The sequence below is a fragment of the Cohnella mopanensis genome (genome assembly GCF_022352055.1).
Classification (GTDB): domain Bacteria; phylum Bacillota; class Bacilli; order Paenibacillales; family Paenibacillaceae; genus Cohnella; species Cohnella mopanensis.
Map to the genome: position 1 here is coordinate 531,871 of NZ_JAKRWM010000004.1, position 18,107 is coordinate 549,977.

The window sequence follows — 18,107 nt, forward strand, 5'->3', positions numbered from 1 at the left end:
GTGTGGAGAAATGGGGAAAAGTAGTTGGTTGTTGGTGCTTGTTATAGGAATCTTATTTCCTGTATACATGACGTTATTCCCTATCTATCCCTTGTTTTTTTTAGTTATGCTTGCTTTCATCCTAGGCTTGTTTGTAATGTATCGTAAATGGGCTTATTTCGTAAATCTGTTTCTATTTACTTATATCATCATAGCTGGGATCAGGTTAGGGTACATTCATTTTGAATTTTTACCGCAAATTCGCGATTTAATATATTCTGATCCTGTTAAGGTTCTGCTATCAGGTCACATTTGGGGTCCGAGGTTGATGGTGTCTTATCCTGCCGTATTGCTTACAGATTGGTTGAATTGGGATATTGATACCTCCTTTACGTTCTATGGCGCTGTTCTATTTGCAGCTTTTGTACTTATTCATGTATCTATAGGTTATTTGTATCGCGATGTTAAGGCTTTAGCGCCTATTGTGTTTGGGATAACTTCGGTTCTGTCAACGATCGCTCTTTCGACCTTAATGAATGGAAGGCTTATCGCTGCATTCGTAGGATTAATATATGTGATATATATTCAAATGGGCAAAATAAACTCGAAAGAAAAGTTCGCCATACGCGATTATTTTGCTTATTCGGTATGTTTCTTCATTAGCACGGTTAGTAGCGGAACGATGATGATTACTTTGCTTCAAATACTGATAGGTACGTTTATTATACTTAAGCACAATAAACGTTCATATATAGGTTTACTATTCTTTTCGGCTTTCTTTATTATGCTAATCGGACCCTACATTTTGAAAATGGCTAATAAAAACATTTCATACTTTGGGGGAGGATTTGACGGGATATACAAAATGATGACACACGGTCTGGGAAGTATCCTGAATACTCACCCAAAACTGATTGTGATCGGTATCGTTTTTGTACTACTAATAATGAGCCCGGCTATCAAAATATATAAGTATTGTAGAGATCGTAATCCGATGTTATTGCCTGTTATCCTCTCATTGCCAATATGTATGTTTGGGGGATTATTCGGAGTATCGACAGCACTTATGATAATCCCGAGTCTTATTCTGTTTAGCAGCCTTTTCTTTACTAAGTTAATAACGACTCTTACAGGTTTGGATGTGGTTGGAACCAATGCTCAGAAAAATCATTAAAGCTGGAATTATCGTTTCTCTGGGCATAATGCTGGGCAGAATCGCCGGTTTTTTTCGGGAAGCGGTAATTGCCTCTAAATTTGGTGCCACATCTGACAGCGATATTGCGATTACGATATTAACGTTACCGGATTTATTTCTTACTATACTCATCGGCGGAGTTGTGAGCGCAGTCTTTATTCCAGAGTTCAAGAAATTGAATCCGGCTGACGGCCGGCGATTGTTCTTTGAAGGAATGCTATTAACCTTAGCATCTTTTGGTTTAATATCTATCTTGCTAGGGCTATTTTCCCAAGAAATTGTTTCTTTAATATCACCGGGATTTAGTCAGGAAACTCTCGCGGAATCAGGCGGTTATTTACAAATTGTATTTTGGTCGATTCCTATTACGGCCGCGACAGCTATGGTCACATCGTACTTGCAATCTGACGAAAGATTTTTAGTCCCCGCCTTGGGGACGTTCATTTTTAACGCGATTCTTATTCTTGCTCTTGTCCTATCTCCTCATAGTCATGCGTTACTTTATTTATCATGGGCAATCTTACTTGCCTCCATGGTAAGACTGGTTTCTCAAATGTTGAATGTTCCTAGGTTACCAAATAGGGATTTCCTCAACAATAATAAAAAACGAATTTTTAACAAAGAGATGCTTTTTCGTTATTTTCAAGTCGTTTCTACAAGCGGATTTTTGTTCTTGATACCAGTGATCGCTAGAGGATTTGCTTCATTCGAAGGCGATGGAGCGGTATCTATTTTAAATTTTGCCAATAAAATTATTGAGTTGCCTATGGGAGCTGTTATAACGGTAATCCCGATCGTATTATTACCTAAGCTAGCTGAATTATCGACAGGTGCTAACCAGAACCAGAAAGAACTGCAATCTATGGTCTCCGTTTCGGCGGGGCTCACCTTTGTTATTGCGACTACGATAAGCATTTACTTTGCGTGGTTTAGCCCGCAAATCGTAAAAATAACCTTCGGGTGGGGCAATCTTTCAAGTGAGAGTGTGAAAGAAATTTCGCGATTATTATTGCTGGGTGTATTGGCACTACCGGCTATGGGACTTTCTAATTTAGTCCAAATGATATTCAACGCAAAAGGGGATACGAAAGTACCGTTCGTCATTAGCCTTATTTCCGTTGTGTTATTTATACCGTTATGTCTATTGTTTGTTGATTATTTTGAAATAAAAGGTTTAATGTTGTCTAATATAATTATTTTTTGGCTATTGTTCGGTACGCAAAGTATATTTTTATATAGAAGACATAAGATTAATCTTTTTAAGGTATTAATATCTGCGGATATCATTCGAATGATTTGCGTATTGGGATTATCGAGCGCTATCGTAATGATTGCAAGTTTCCTTCTGCCTTCTTCTATTGGGGTACAAATCATTGTTGCATTGCTTGGCGGAGTTCTCTCTCTCTCATTAGCTTTTATGGCGGTAGAGAAGTATAGATCCATTCTACTTATTAAGTTTAAGCGGAGGATAGATAACAATGAAATTAATGTTAATAGCTAACGATCCCGAAGTCGCCGAATATGCCGTCCAGTCAGGCGTGGATCGGATATTCGTCGACCTAGAACGGAATGGGAAAGTTGAACGGCAAGGTCATTTGGATACCGTTATTAGTAATCATTCATTCGAGGACGCATATCGGGTAAAGAAATCTATTGCCGATGCAAAAATGCTAATTCGACTTAATCCTTTTCATGATAAAACGAGAGACGAAGTAGAAAGGGCTTTGGATGTAGGGGCAGATATTTTAATGCTTCCGATGTTCCATGGAAGAGAAGAAGTAGAGAGATTCTGCGCTTATGTTAATGGGAGATGCGATGTAATTCCGCTAGTTGAAACCGCACAGGCAATGGTTCGATTGGATAGTATTGTGGAAATCGAAGGGATTTCCGAAATTTACTTTGGACTAAATGATTTACATTTGGCGCTAAAGCTTGATTTCATGTTTGAGATATTATCCAGTGGTTTAGTCGATTACATGTCTGGAATCGTTAAATTACGAGGATTGCAGTTCGGTTTTGGAGGGATTTCAAGATTCGGCAGCGGGATCGTATCCGGCGAGTTAGTATTGGCAGAACATGCTAGGCTAGGCTCTGAATCGGTGATTTTATCAAGGTCGTTTCATGGAAACGCTAAAAACTTAAAAGAGTTGATTGTAAATGTTGATTTAGAGAAGGAAATCAAACAGTTACGTCAATTGGGACAGGAACTAAAATTGCGTAACCCTGATAAAATAGAACAAGATAGATTACTATTTAAATCCAAAGTCGAAGAATTCGTAAAAGCTAGAAGTGTTTTATCGAGGAGATGAGTGCATGAAAAGAAGTTTCGACGTGATCGTGAGTCTTACTTTTCTTCTATTAACATCGCCGTTTTTGTTAATAATATCTGTTGCGATCGCTCTAAATTCAAAAGGCGGAGTTCTATTTAAACAGAATAGAGTAGGTATCCGCGGCAAGGAATTCCCCATTTATAAATTTCGCAGTATGATATCCGGCGCAGAAGCAAGAGGGCCTTATTTCACATCTAAAGGAGACAAGAGGATCACGAAAGTAGGAGCTTTTCTAAGGAAAACAAGTCTCGACGAGTTGCCTCAACTTTTCAATGTGCTGAAAGGCGATATGAGTTTAGTAGGACCTAGACCGGATCTCCAAGCACAAAAAGAATTCTACTCCGAAGAGGAGTGGGTGATGAGACATCAAGTAAGACCTGGTATAACAGGATACGCTCAGGCAACACTTCGCTCGGATGCAACGATCGAGCAAAGGAAAGAACTTGATTTGAATTATGTAAAAGAGCGCAACTTTTTGTTCGACCTAAGGATTATGTTCTTGACGGTAAAACAAGTTGTAAAAAGGGGGAGTTATTAAACCATGTGCGGTATCTTTGGTTATTATAGTAGGGACGGAAGTAGCTTGCAAAGGAACGTACTACAATCCATGGCAGACAGCATTAAACACCGCGGCCCAGATGATTGCGCAATTTGGGAAGGGAAAGGCGTTGCGCTTGGAAATCAAAGATTATCGATTATTGATATCGAGGGAGGAAATCAGCCGTTTATATCGGATGATGGAAATATCATTGTCGTTCAAAACGGCGAAATATACAATCATATCGAATTAGCTAAATATGTCTCGGACAAGGGATATCCTTGCAAGACTAACTCCGATACTGAAGTTATTTTGAGATTATATGAAGTTCATGGAATCGATTTTGTGGATAAACTGAATGGTATGTTTAGCATTGCCATTTACGATTCCCGAGAAGATGCAATGTATGTAATTAGGGATAGAGTCGGCGTAAAACCATTGTATGTTTCTGATGATAATGGAAGGATATTGTTTGGTTCTGAAATCAAAACGATTCTTAAATCGGGCATACGTAGAGAAGTAAATGACGCTGCTTTAAGCCATTACTTAAGTTATAACTTTGTACCTCCCCCATTCACTATGTTTAAGAATATTACTCACCTTATGCCAGGACATTGGATGAAAGTAAGTAAATCTGATGTAATTACCAAACAGTGGTGGAATTTGTCGTCCATAACTTGCGAAGAGCGTAGCGAGTCGTATTGGATAGACCAATTTTTATCCGTTCTAGATGATGCCGTGAGAATAAGATTGCGTGCGGATGTTCCATTTGGCGCTTTTCTGTCCGGTGGTGTTGATTCAAGTACGGTTGTTGGGCTTATGTCCAAGCATATGAACCGGCCAGTCAAGACATTCTCGATCGGTTTCCATGACGAAAGATTTGATGAATCTCCTTATGCTCAGCAAGTTGCGGATTTGTTTCACACAGATCACACGATGGAGAAAGTCGATCTAAATATGTTGAATTTATGGTCTAAAATGATTTATCATTGCGACCAACCTCACGGCGATGTTTCATTTATGCCTACATATAAGGTTTCCCAGTTGGCGTCGAAGCATGTCAAAATGGTACTTACAGGTGATGGGGGAGACGAGCTTTTTGCCGGATACGATAAGTACAAGCATTTCTTCGGTCAACAAGCCGAGCTTGATGACCATCAATTCGAAAGTAAGTACTTCGACAACATCTCTCTGTTCACGGAGGAACAGAAAAATCTGTTACTAACGGAAAATTATAAGCGTACGAATCTAAACGGCGTAAGTTCGTTTGATGTTCTTGCTCCTTTATTCCAACAATCCGCGCATATGGATCGAATAAATAAAGCGTTATATATAGATACGATGTTATTGCTTCCTGGGAATAATTTGGTGAAACCGGATAGAATGGGAATGGCGGTTTCTCTAGAGGCGCGTACTCCTTTCTTAGATGTCAGAATGGTTGAAATGGCCTTTAAGATTCCCGGGAAATACAAATTAATGAATGGCGAAACGAAATACATTTTTAAAAAGGCAGTAGAATCATTATTAGGTAATGAGCTTGTCTATAGAAAAAAACAAATGTTCACCGTTCCAATAGGGGAATGGTTTAAAAAAGATCTTGCCGCATTCACGGAAGCCAAATTGCTTGAAGGCAATTTAGTTCGAAGAGGGATCGTGAATCAAGGATTCGTAAGGGCGATGCTAACTAATCATCAATCGGGCAAAGAAAATAATACGCGATTAATCAGAGCACTTATATCTTTGGAGTATTGGTTCGATATATTTATTAATGAATCCGATTTATCCTATTGATATGAAAATGAGGTTTATATGACGAAAATACTATTTGCAGCGTATGGCGGAGGCCATATTAACGCAATTTTACCGGTTATTAAGTATGTTCAACGACATACCGATTGGGAAATCGAAGTCTTGGGATTAACAACGGCAGGAAAGAAGCTCGAAGCTGAGGGGATTCCTTATATCGGTTACAAGGATATTATTGAACCAAACGATCAAGCTGCTTCTCGGATCGGGCGCGATCTGGTCAAACAGTTAGATACCAAGTTGATATCATACGAGGAATCGGTAGCTTATATGGGCTTGTCATATATGGATCTCGTAAATAGAGTTGGTGAAGTCGAAGCCAAAGCTATATTTGAAGAAAAGGGGAGGCAGGGGTTTCTGCAATTGACCGTTATGGAGAGACTTCTTAAAAAGGTCAAGCCAGACTTGGTAGTCGCAACGAACTCCCCGAGATCGGAGCAAGCCTTAATTATGTGCGCCAGCATGTTAAATATTCCTTCTATTTGTTTAGTTGATCTGTTTGGATTTATAGAAATTGAATGGATTAGAGATAGGCGTTTCGCTAATAAAGTATGTGTGCTCAATAATCAGATTAAAGATGTATTCGTTAAGAAGGGCCGAGATGAACATGATATTGTCGTCACAGGAAATCCAGCGTTTGATAGTCTTGCAGACGTTCACTTGCTGGAGGAAGGTGGATCATTAAGGACTCGTAAGCAATGGGAGGGCAAAAAGGTTATTCTATGGGCTTCTCAACCAGAGCCTGGAAATGAGCAACTACCTCGGGAAATTGAGCAGCAATTGATGGAATGCGTGAAAAATCATGAGGATTGGATATTGGTATTAAGATTTCACCCAAGTGAAGCTATAAAGTATTCGGAATTACCGGACCGAGTAGAGGTTAATATTGACAATCTGCATTCATTGCTGCATGCTGTTGATCTAGTCGTAACCATGACTTCGACAGTAGGACTTGAGGCAGCATTATTGGGTAAGCCGGTTATTTCCGTTGATTTATCTGTCTATACTCCAGATGTGCCTTATTCTAAAATGGGGATTTCAAAAGGAATCACTTCTCTTGAACAACTGGAAGAAGCTTCGATAGATGCATTAACCGATAATTATAGTAACCAGTGGAGGAATGCTAATCTTGGAAAATCTACCTTAAATGTAATGAAGGTAGTTAGAAACCTAATAGATCGTTAAGATATGTAGAAATTTAAATAAAGTTCTTGAAAGGAAGTGAGGGTATCCTTCAACAATTATTAACAATCGCGATGGTAGTAATGATGACGTTTTCAGGTAATTCTAGCGCCATTTCCGAAAGTCATGTTTTATATAAATTACACTACACTACTGAAGATGGACAATTAAATATAAAATGGAATAGCATTCCTGAATCACAAGCTTATTTGTTGACTGTATTTGAGGATGATAATTTACAATCATCTAATTGGATCTATTCGACAGAGTACTCGTTAGATTTATCCTTATACCATGGGAAATCAATTAAATTAAATGTTGCTGCTGCAGGGAAACCTCCTTCTGAAGATGTAGTCTATTTTAATTTTACAAAGCAAAAACCCGAAGCGTTGAATCCATTTGGACAAATCGATCAAAGAAGCACGTATTTTAGTTGGACACCCGTGAAAGATACAAACTCATATTTTTTTCAGTTGTTCGATGAAAAAGGTGAAGTCTTCAAAAACAAATATGTGGATGGAAAACTAACCTATACACGAATTGATGAAATTCCTGTCGGGTCATATAAATGGAGAGTCGTACCTATAAATAAAGATAAAATGAAGGGCTTATACAGTAACTGGGCGTATTTTTCAGTGACGGATAAGCAGTTAAAGGTGGAAAATATTTTTGGTATTGAAAAACATATAAGTTCAGCGCCTGCATCAACTTCATTGCTATATCCTGAAGCATCGGTAATCGGTCCAGATAAAGCTATCTATATATCGGATACGCATTCAAATGTAATTCGGCGTTGCGAACAAGAGTTGTGTGAAATATTCGCAGGAACATTAGTTGCTGGCAACAATGGAGACGGTGAACGGCTGGAAACGATGCTTAATCTTCCGGGAGGGATGGTGTTTGATAAGGATGGGAGTTTAGTTTTCCTAGATATCGGTAACCATTCTCTACGGAAAGTCGATAAATCTGGGGAAATATCTACAATCTTCACTTATAGCGGTTCATCAAAACATGTTTATCCTGATAATAATGGTGGGTACGTTTTAACAATTACGAGTGAAGATCAAATAGGATCCATAATCAATATAGACAATAAAGGGAACGTGAAAAGGCTCCTACACAAGTTTGATTTTCAAAGTCCTACTTCTTTTTATCAGAATGGAAACAAAATATTAGTTTCGGATATCTCTTTACAAAAACTTTTCTTGTTTGAAAACGGCGAACTTATTCGAAGTTTAGATCTCCCCACTAGACTTGCGGGGGAGATTCTTGTAGACGGAGATAATATATACCTTAGTATGCATACGTCTATACAAAGACTTAATTTCATGTTCGAAGTAGAAGATTTTAGTAGCGGGTTCGCCAATGTAACTTATATTCAACAAGGGACAAAAGGCAATTTATTAGTTACGGATTCCGATAACGGGACTGTTAATTTCGTAGATAAAATAACGGGTGAATTAAGTCCGGCAGTTGGATCAAACAACATATATGGCGGCATAATCAAAATGGAAAAATACAAAGACTCCTTGTATTTATTAGACAATCACGCAGCAAGCGTCTTTAAATATGATTTATCTACCGGGGTAACTACAAGGTTCGCCGGGAATGGAGTTCAGCAGCTGGCCACTATTGGAGGGGATCGGCTGGATACGGGATTCTACTATCCTACCGGATTAACTCTAGATAAGAAAGGAAATATGTATATAGCCGAACAGCACCATATATTGAAAATAGATGCCAAATCCGGAGAGGTCAGTCTATTCGCAGGCGCTGCCGGTCGCGGAACATATGGATTCAGTGGTGATGGTGACAAGGCCATTAATGCAACGTTTCAAGGAATTCGTGGGATTTCATTCGATCGAAATAGAAATATTTTGTATGTGGCCGATACTTATAATAACCGTATAAGACAAATAGACGTTTCTTCTGGAATAGTCTCGACAGTTGCAGGTAACGGAATACAAGGCGCTCCCGAATATGGAGTAAAAGCTATAAAAACCTACTTAATGAGACCCCATGACGTTACCGTGTCAGGGGACGTAATCTATATTTCAGATTCATGGAATAACACAGTATCTATCTTGGAACATGATGGCACGCTTCAGCCTTTTGCGGGAAAGCCAAAATACACCGGGTATCAAGGAAACGGATTGTATAGTGGAGATTTCGGAGATGCAACAAAGAGCTCATTGAACACACCGTTAAATGCATTTGATAATAATGGAATTGTTTACATTGCGGATACCTTTAATAATAGAATCAGAGTGGTGAAAGAGGGTCAAATAAGTACTTTAATTGGAGATGGGAGCAAAGGATTCGATCCAAATAACGAGACGATACTAAATTTTCCGGCAGCTGTATATGCAGACGATAATTATGTTTATGTCGCGGATGAAGGTAATTATTTAGTACGTAAGTATAATCTGAAATACCTACTACCCAATCGATAGGAGTCGTAAGCCTTCATAGGGATTCTATAGGATATAGATATCCCAAGGCTCTCTTCATATGTAAAACTGTTAATATTATCATATATTTCCTACTGTTACTACACCGGAGGGGGAATCTTCTTGGGAATTACAAAGCCTATTATTGCACTGACTATATTACTCATGACTGGCTTATCAACAGATATGAATAATATCAATTCTTTCATTTCTAACGATAACTTTTATGAAGTCGCTAAGCGCGGAGCTTGGCATGAAGTGGACAACCATGAAAAATCAAGGTATAAAGATGGAAAAACCATTCCGATTTATCATCAGATTACAACTGCTCCAAATCTCTTATACGTTAAAATTCCCCTAGAGAACACTTATGTTACCGATGATATGGGGATGGCAGCTATGGAGATTGATCCATTAGGAAATGTCGTATGGGAGAGGAAAGCAGAGGAGCAAACGTATTTCGGGATTGCTCCCTTAAATAAGGACGAATTGCTTCTTTCCCTATTAAGCTATAATCGATTAATAAAAATTAATAAAAAAACAGGTGAAGAAACGCTGATCTTAAACGAAGGGGTTAGAGACGTACAAGTAACTTCAGATGGCGACATCTTAACTGTAGAAAATTCAGAGACGAGCAAAGTTATTCTGTTATCACAAAACGGAACAGTCATTTGGGAGTCAAAACCTACATTCTATTATCCTCGGGGAGTTTGGCGTAAAACGGATGGTAATATTCTTGTAGTAGACTTTAATCATAAGGCTTATGAAATAGATTATAAATCTAAAAAAATCATTTGGGAGATGGGGGGATTTAATCACCCGAACTCGATCCAAGAAATGAAAAATAGTAACTATCTCATTGCAGATGAACATAACAATCGTGTAATCGAAATTAATCCCTCCATGAAGAAAATTGTCCGTAAGTACGATAAAGGGTTATGGTCACCAAACAGTGCGAGAGAATTACCAAATGGGGATTGGCTTATCAGTGATTCAGATAATCACAGGGTCATCCAAATTAATCGGATGTTTAATATAGTATGGGAGTTATCTAACTTAAATAACCCAAACCGAGCGGTGCGCTACGATCTTCGGGTTCAGTAGTTTTGTTTCCTGCGGTTTAAGTTAATGTTTCTAAACCGCAACTTCTCTGTTCCAAATAGCGTACAAAATGATAGAACTTGTCGAAACGGGAGAGATGAATCTTGCAGAAACCGAAGAAAATCGCGGTATGGGGAGCGACGGCCGTATTGGCTGTAACATTAGGAACAATCGGGATTATGTCGACTGCGGAAGCGGATGGCACCTCTAATCCGGGATCCGTAGACGATCCAATCGTCACTAAAGGATATGTGGACGCTGCGGTTGCTAAGCTCGTGAAGCAGGAAATGGAGAAAATCGGTTCGACAGGCGGCGGAGGATCAGCGAAGCTGGAAGTCGTAACCGTACCATGGGGTACGAAGTTGGTCGTCGCCGATGGCGGCGAGATAATCGTACGTTCTGGCAAAGCGATCGCATATAGTACGGATAAGAACGGATTGTCAGATCTGACCGATGGGTTGGATATTAATCCAGGCAAAGCGGTGGGGAACAATCACCTCATTCTTAACCCTAGAGGGGATAGAGGAGTAGAAGCGGATCCTAAGCAGTCGAAAGGGATCATCGTGCTGGTTCGCGGCGAGTATAAACTATTACAATAGCTATCTTCTTAAAACTTTCCTTAAATGTGGATATTCAGCTTGGCAGTTTTTTTTGGCTCAATTCTTCGCAGAGTATTATGCCTCAAATGGGGGAGTCTATACCTGGAGTTTGCTAAGGCCATATTCGAGGAACTTCCGCCAGATATCCTACATTTTCCCCTTAGACCCATAATGTAATACGCCTTGATCATGCTGAGCCGGCACATACTAGGTTCATCAACATTCAAGGAGGCTTATGATCATGGCAAGAAGCAACAGACTGGTTGTACCGGAGTGCGCGAACGCGATTAATCAAATGAAGTATGAGATTGCTGCGGAGCTAGGGGTACCTATCTCTGCTCAGACTGGCGGACTAGATACTGAATTTGCCGGCGAGCTTGGAAGCATAAGTTCGGCCAGTTACGGGCAACAATATCTAGGTGATCTGACTTCGAGGGAAGCGGGTTCGCTTGGCGGAGGAATCACGAAACGCCTCATTCAACAGGCGCAACAAACGATTATCTAAAGCGGTTATTCCTAACTGGGAGTAAGTGTCTGAACATTGACACTCCTCGACAATTCCGGTATTATTATTAATCGAAGGTTTATCTTAACAGCCTTTTCCCATGGGAAAAGGCTGATTTTATATGTGGGGGTTGGACAATTTGTCGATCAAAGGCAAGCATCTCTTCACATCCGAATCGGTCACCGAGGGCCATCCGGATAAAATATGCGATCAAATTTCAGACGCGGTATTGGACGCGTTTTTAGAGGTGGATCCTTATGCGCGCGTAGCGTGCGAGGTCTCCGTTGCAACAGGACTTGTACTCGTAATTGGTGAAATTAGCAGTAAAGCCGATTTTATCGATATCTCCGCCATCGCGCGTCGCACGATCAAGGAAATCGGTTATACTCGCGCAAAGTACGGTTTCGATTCCAGCACTTGCGCCGTTCTGACATCCTTGAACGAACAGTCCGCGGATATCGCTCAAGGCGTTAACGCTGCTCTGGAATCCCGTGACGGCAAAGATATTCAACAAGAAAACGAAGATATCGGCGCAGGCGACCAAGGGTTGATGTTCGGTTTCGCAACGAACGAAACTCCCGAATTGATGCCTCTTCCAATCGCGTTGGCGCATCGCTTGTCCCGCCGCTTATCCGAAGTGCGCAAGAATGGCAAGCTCGCTTACCTGCGCCCGGACGGTAAAACTCAAGTAACGGTTCAATATGAAGACGGTAAACCGGTTCGCGTCGATGCGATCGTCGTATCCACGCAGCACTCCGAAGATATTACTCTGGAGCAAATCCAGAATGATATCCGCGAGCATGTTATTTACCCTGAGGTTCCTTCCGAATGGTTGGATGCCGACACGAAATTCTTCATTAACCCAACCGGCCGTTTCGTTATCGGCGGTCCGCAAGGGGATGCAGGATTAACCGGGCGTAAAATCATCGTGGATACTTACGGCGGTTACGCTCGTCACGGCGGCGGAGCATTCTCCGGTAAGGATCCGACGAAGGTTGACCGTTCCGCGGCTTATGCAGCCCGTTACGTGGCTAAGAATATCGTTGCTGCCGGCTTGGCCGACAAGTGCGAGATTCAACTTGCATACGCAATCGGCGTTGCAAGCCCGGTATCCATTAACGTGGATACTTACGGCACAGGCAAGGTTGCCGAAGAGAAGCTGGTCGAGTTGATCGTGAACAACTTCGACTTGCGTCCGGCAGGTATTATCAAAATGCTGGATCTTCGTCGTCCGATCTATCGTCAGACCGCTGCCTACGGCCACTTCGGCCGCACGGATGTCGATCTTCCATGGGAGCGTTTGGATCGGGTAGAAGCCTTGAAACAAGGCGCTTTGGCATAATTTCAATCAACGAAGGCAAAGGCTTCCGCGCGAGCGGGAGCCTTTTTTTTGAATGCAAACGGGTAAATAAGTCCTTTGTCCCTAATTTTTTTGGTACTAAATGCCGAAATATAGTGTATTACTGTGTTCATCAGGAGGTTATTTTTTTGCGACTTAAACGAACTCTATCGCTCACGATGATTATGACATTATTGATTCAGCTGTGGGTAGCCGGAGCGTCATTTGCAGCACCCGGTGGTCCTATCAAAGTGGCTACTTATCCGGCCAATAATGAAGTGAATGTACCTGCTAATGCCATGTTAAAGATTAAATTCGACGAGAATGTCGTGAAGGCTAGCGGCGGAGTCGTATCTATTAAGAACTCGAATACGAATGTGGCAGTAGCTAGTTATGACCTTAGTATCCCAGCCCAAAGCGCCTATGTTACGGTTGACCCAACGAGCGCAAGCACGATTCAGATTAACCCTAATGGGACTCTTGTGGCGGGACAGAACTTTTATGTGGAAATCAGTCCGAACGCGTTCCTGAACATTTCGGGAGAAGGGTTTGCCGGAATCAATAACGCAACAACTTGGAACTTCGGCGTTGTAGCAAGCGATTTTTCCTCTCCCAATGCTACGCCGATCCCTGCACCCGGTGGAACGATGGTAGCTACTGACGCTATTCAACTTGTATTTAATAAAAAAGTAATGGCTGCTTCCGGTAACATTCGTATCATTCGTACAGATACGAACGATACCCAAGTCATTTCTGTGCTGTCTCCTGAATTAACCGGAAGCGGATTAGTGGATGGCACCGGAAAAACGACAATTGTAATTAAACCGTCGATTCGTCTGGTTTCCGGAAAAAATTATCAAGTACAAGCGGAACGTGGAACTTTCGTAGATATGGTTGGTAATGTTTATCCCGGATTGACTTGGAATTTCACTACGTCTGCATCTCCAATAACGCTAGTAAATACGTATCCAGTTGATGATGCTACGAGCGTGCCATCGGGCGCTTTCACAGCAACAATGACATTCGGAACGGCAATGGTTAATGGGACTTCCGGAAATATTTATTTGAAGAAGGTTTTGACGAATGAAACAGTTGAAACGATTAATATGGCGACAAGCGCTTTTCGCGTCACGGGAGGCGGAACGGCGACCATAAGCATCGCATTCAGTCAAGCATTGCTTCCGAACACCGGGTATTACATTATGATGGATCCTGGAGTGCTTAAGGATGCGGGCGGTACGATATACGAAGGGATTGTAGATGCAGTTACTTGGAATTTTACTACCGCGTCAAGCGTAGATAGAACGCCGCCGCTAGTTAGTTCTTTCTCTCCCGCAAACGGGAGCACAACTACGTCTGTCAATCCCGCATTAAGTATCAAGTTTAATGAAGTGGTAAAACCCGGTAGCGGAATGATCGTCATCCGCAACGTGGCTAATCAATCGGTTGTTTGCTCTATTCCCGTTACGAATGGCGCTGTTTCCGGTGGAGGCACGGATACGATTACGATTAACCCATCGGCCTATTCTTCTTGCGGGACATTCGTAAAGAACACTTCTTACGCGGTACAAATCGGAAGCCTTGCAATTACCGATTTGTCCGGAAATGCCTATGCGGGCATAGATTCAACAAACTTTACTACCTGGTGGTTCAGGGTGACATCGGATACGGTTAAGCCTGAACTTATAAGCACAACGCCGGCATCGGGCTCCAACAGTGTAAAACTGGATGCGAAGTTAACGATGTTGTTTGATAAATCAATTGCCGTACGTGGTGTCAATGCGAACTTGAATCGTATTGTGTCTGGGGCGATCAAGGACACCGTATCTGCTACGATTAGTGTCGACAGTACGAATTCACGTCAGGTTATCTTGACTCCGACCGTGCCCTTGACTGGAGCATCCACGTATATCGTGAGTATTCCGGACAGCGCAATAACGGATTTGGCTTTGAATCCTTATCCCGGCATACTGAACGACTATCGCTGGACTTTCCAGACGATCGGTTCTGATAAGACCGCACCAGTGTTTACTAGTGCGGCAATGGATGGCAGTACGGTTGTTTTGACCTATAATGAAGAGCTGGATAGCGCTGTTGTTCCTTATCCTGCTAATTATTACGTAACGGTAAACGATGTCCCGAGACAAATAAACGGGGTAACGATCAACGGCAAAACAGTGCGGTTAACGCTTCAATCCGGAGTAGCAGTTGGTCAAATCGTGAAAGTTTCTTACACGAAGGATCCAGACACCAACCGACAGCTTCAAGATTTATCGGGAAATAAGGCGGTCGCTCTGTCCTCTAAAGATGTTACTAACACTACCGGCACGACTTTGGCCAAACCGTCAAGCGGCGTGTTGAACGGCACGACATTGACATTAAACTTTAATAAGTCATTGGCGACGGTAGCTAGCGGTGCTACGTATCAATTCTCGGTTAAACTGAATGGATATTCGCAAGGCGTTAGCGCGATTTCGGTAAACGGTTCCGTGGTAACTCTTACTTTACCGTCAAGCAGTACCACTACCCAATCCGTATCCGTCACTTATACGCCTGGTTCGACACCTTTAACTGATTTAAGCGGCAACGCGGTTCCCGCTTTCACCGACTTCTATGTTCAGAACGTGAATGATACAGTTCCGCCTGTCCTTACTACTGCTACTGCATCGGGTACGAAGATTACGTTAACGTATAACGAAGGATTGAGTACGGCTTCGGTACCATTGAAATCCAACTTCTCCGTGGTCAAGAACGGGACGACGGCGGTGATCTCATCTGTCGCTATCGTGAATAACACGGTTGAACTAACGATGAGCCAGTCTATCGCTACCAATGCGGTGGTATATGTATCTTATATTCAGACAAGTCAAGGAATAAAAGATTTGGCGGGTAATCTAGCTGCTACTTTTAACAGCTACCCTGTTACTGGAGTTGCAGCGACCACTACGCAGCTAGTGGCTTCATCTGTTTACAATAATGAAATCGCGCTTACTTATAACGCGGCACTCAGCACCGCTTCGATACCTTATGCATCGCAATACTATGTGAAGGTTAACGGGACTTTCGTTAACATTAACTCGGTGAACGTTGTGGGTACGCAAGTGAGACTGCAGCTATCCGCGCCTGTAGCTACCGGCACGAGTGTCGTGCTTAGCTATATGGCTACGGGTAATCCGTTGAAGGATTTACAGAACCAAGCGGTCAGCGGGATTAGCGAGATGACCATAACGAATCAGTCTACATCTACAGGCGGTGGCGGTAGCGGTGGCGCGATTGTAGGCTTGCCGGATTACGTCGAATCGGACGGCAACGGCGGCGTGCAACTGGTTGTTTCTAAATCTTCGTCGGTCTATTCAGGAACGACTCCATCGGGGAAATCGATGAATCGATATAACTTGGATGGTCCGAAGTTGCTCGCTGCTTATGATGCTATCAGGCAGAACAGTGGAGTTACGACTCCGCGAATTACTTTTAAGGTGCCGGCTACTGAAGTAGGGGCGCTTGTGGCGATACCGATTAGCTCCATTATGGATGCGTCTTCCAGAGCATCTAACGCCTCATTCCGTCTCGAATACGGAGATATGCAATTCGAAATACCATTGTCGGCGATCAACTACAGCAAAGAGATTTACTTGGCAGGCGGCAGCACCACCACGTCATCTTTGCAGATTAGCATCGAGAAGGTTCAGAACGCATCGGTGTTGTCTACGCTTAATATTCTCGGGGCCCAATCGATGTCGACACCTGCGGATTTCTCCGCAGGCATATTAACGGGAACGAATTATCGGGCGGTAAGCAATTACGAGCAGTACGTGACGAGATCGTTCGTGCTTTCGGGCTTTACCGGTACTACGGATAATGTAGCCGTAGTCCGACTAGATTCCGATTCTAACCAACCGTCTTACGTTCCAACGCTCTTTGGGAACAGCAACGGTTCAACCAAGGTTAGTTTTAAGCGCAAGGGCAACAGCGAATATGTTGTGGTACGTAGGAACGTATCGTTTAACGATATGACTAAGCACTGGGCGAATAGCGATGTTACCTTATTAGCTTCCAAATTTATCGTAACGGGCGACACGAATAAGACCTTTGCCCCGGCCAAAAATATTACTAGAGCTGACTTTGCGGAGTTCCTGGCTAGAGGCATCGGGCTTAACGGAGATAAGTCTTCGGCCTCCAGATATGCCGATGTACCGCTCACAAGCGCATCTGCCTCCTATATTGGAGCCGTTAGCAAAGCAGGTATCGTAGAAGGCGGAACGGATGGTAAATTCCGTCCTAATTCATACGTAACCCGCGAAGAAATGGCTACGATGTTGGTGCGGGCCATGAACTACGTGGGCGTACAATCCACATCGTCCAGCACTGCGCTTAACGGCTTTAAGGATAAGGCCAAAGTAAGCGGCTGGGCGAAAGACGGCGTGTCTGTCAGCGTTACCGCAGGCTTCATCAAAGGCTCGACAACGAAGACGATCAATCCGCAAAGTAATGCTTCCCGTGCGGAAGCCGCGATTATGATCAAACGGTTCTTGGAATATGTGGATTTCCTATGAACCACGCCCAATTGATCGAACGAGGGTTAGAGTGGGTGGGCACGACTCTGAAATATCCATTCGATCCTGATTTGCCGGTTCTGTTCGTAGGTAGCAAAATGTTTGCTCTGCTAGGCAGATCAGGCGCTCATGAGAGCATCAACTTGAAGGCGGATCCGGAGGAAGCTTGGCTGCTTAGGCAGCAGTATTCCGGATCCGTGCTACCGGGCTACCATATGAACAAGAAACATTGGAACACGGTCGTATTGGATGGCGTTGTACCGGATCAAGAAGTGCTAGACATGATGGAGCAATCCTATCGGCTCACATGGGTCAAGTTGACCAAACGGGAAAGAGAACAACTGAAATAACAAAGATTCGTAGAGGCAGCCCCAATCGGCTGCCTCTTTTGTTTGAACAGACGATTGGAAATTATTCTATTAAAATTTAGCGACTTCGTTCTATCGGGTGTAACTTTTCGCCTCTTAAAGAGTCTAATAGAGTAGGGCGTACTAGGAGTCTATGCACTTCAGCCAAATTCTAATAGATTT

At 42.5% G+C, this 18,107-nt stretch carries 13 protein-coding genes; all 13 read left to right on the forward strand.

Features of this window, described 5'->3' with window-relative positions; translation table 11 throughout:
- Positions 1-10: 10 nt before the first annotated feature.
- Positions 11-1,153, forward strand: a complete 1,143-nt coding sequence (locus L3D05_RS09775; RefSeq protein WP_239615843.1) for a hypothetical protein — start codon at positions 11-13, stop codon at positions 1,151-1,153.
- Complete coding sequence (gene murJ / locus L3D05_RS09780; protein WP_239615844.1) at positions 1,134-2,675, forward strand: murein biosynthesis integral membrane protein MurJ; 1,542 nt, start codon at positions 1,134-1,136, stop codon at positions 2,673-2,675. The genes L3D05_RS09775 and murJ overlap by 20 nt, the downstream gene beginning before the upstream one ends.
- A complete protein-coding gene (locus L3D05_RS09785; protein ID WP_239615845.1) occupies positions 2,653-3,483 on the forward strand; it encodes an aldolase/citrate lyase family protein in 831 nt (276 codons plus the stop codon). Before murJ ends, L3D05_RS09785 begins: the two co-directional genes overlap by 23 nt.
- Positions 3,484-3,487: 4 nt before the next feature.
- Positions 3,488-4,042 carry a sugar transferase gene (locus L3D05_RS09790; protein WP_239615846.1) on the forward strand — a complete coding sequence of 185 codons (555 nt, stop codon included), beginning with the start codon at positions 3,488-3,490 and terminating at the stop codon, positions 4,040-4,042.
- 3 nt (positions 4,043-4,045) lie between these two features.
- Positions 4,046-5,833 (forward strand): asparagine synthase (glutamine-hydrolyzing), encoded by a 1,788-nt coding sequence (asnB, locus tag L3D05_RS09795; RefSeq protein WP_239615847.1) that lies wholly within the window; start codon positions 4,046-4,048, stop codon positions 5,831-5,833.
- A gap of 18 nt (positions 5,834-5,851) precedes the next feature.
- Positions 5,852-7,033, forward strand: coding sequence for a UDP-N-acetylglucosamine 2-epimerase (locus tag L3D05_RS09800; protein WP_239615848.1), 1,182 nt, complete (start codon positions 5,852-5,854; stop codon positions 7,031-7,033).
- A gap of 26 nt (positions 7,034-7,059) precedes the next feature.
- Positions 7,060-9,483, forward strand: coding sequence for an NHL repeat-containing protein (locus tag L3D05_RS09805; protein ID WP_239615849.1), 2,424 nt, complete (start codon positions 7,060-7,062; stop codon positions 9,481-9,483).
- A 120-nt stretch (positions 9,484-9,603) separates the two neighbouring features.
- Complete coding sequence (locus L3D05_RS09810; RefSeq protein ID WP_239615850.1) at positions 9,604-10,584, forward strand: NHL repeat-containing protein; 981 nt, start codon at positions 9,604-9,606, stop codon at positions 10,582-10,584.
- A gap of 101 nt (positions 10,585-10,685) precedes the next feature.
- Entirely contained in the window at positions 10,686-11,180 is a 495-nt protein-coding gene (locus L3D05_RS09815; protein ID WP_239615851.1) for a hypothetical protein, read from the forward strand.
- Between the two features lie 241 nt (positions 11,181-11,421).
- Positions 11,422-11,685 (forward strand): alpha/beta-type small acid-soluble spore protein, encoded by a 264-nt coding sequence (locus L3D05_RS09820; RefSeq protein ID WP_239615852.1) that lies wholly within the window; start codon positions 11,422-11,424, stop codon positions 11,683-11,685.
- Positions 11,686-11,824: 139 nt separating this feature from the next.
- The gene (metK, locus tag L3D05_RS09825) at positions 11,825-13,027 is read left to right on the forward strand and encodes a methionine adenosyltransferase (protein ID WP_239615853.1); all 1,203 of its coding nucleotides are present in this window, start codon (positions 11,825-11,827) and stop codon (positions 13,025-13,027) included.
- 146 nt (positions 13,028-13,173) lie between these two features.
- Positions 13,174-17,577, forward strand: a complete 4,404-nt coding sequence (locus L3D05_RS09830; protein ID WP_239615854.1) for an Ig-like domain-containing protein — start codon at positions 13,174-13,176, stop codon at positions 17,575-17,577.
- Positions 17,574-17,927, forward strand: a complete 354-nt coding sequence (locus L3D05_RS09835; RefSeq protein ID WP_239615855.1) for an MmcQ/YjbR family DNA-binding protein — start codon at positions 17,574-17,576, stop codon at positions 17,925-17,927. Before L3D05_RS09830 ends, L3D05_RS09835 begins: the two co-directional genes overlap by 4 nt.
- Positions 17,928-18,107 lie beyond the last annotated feature (180 nt).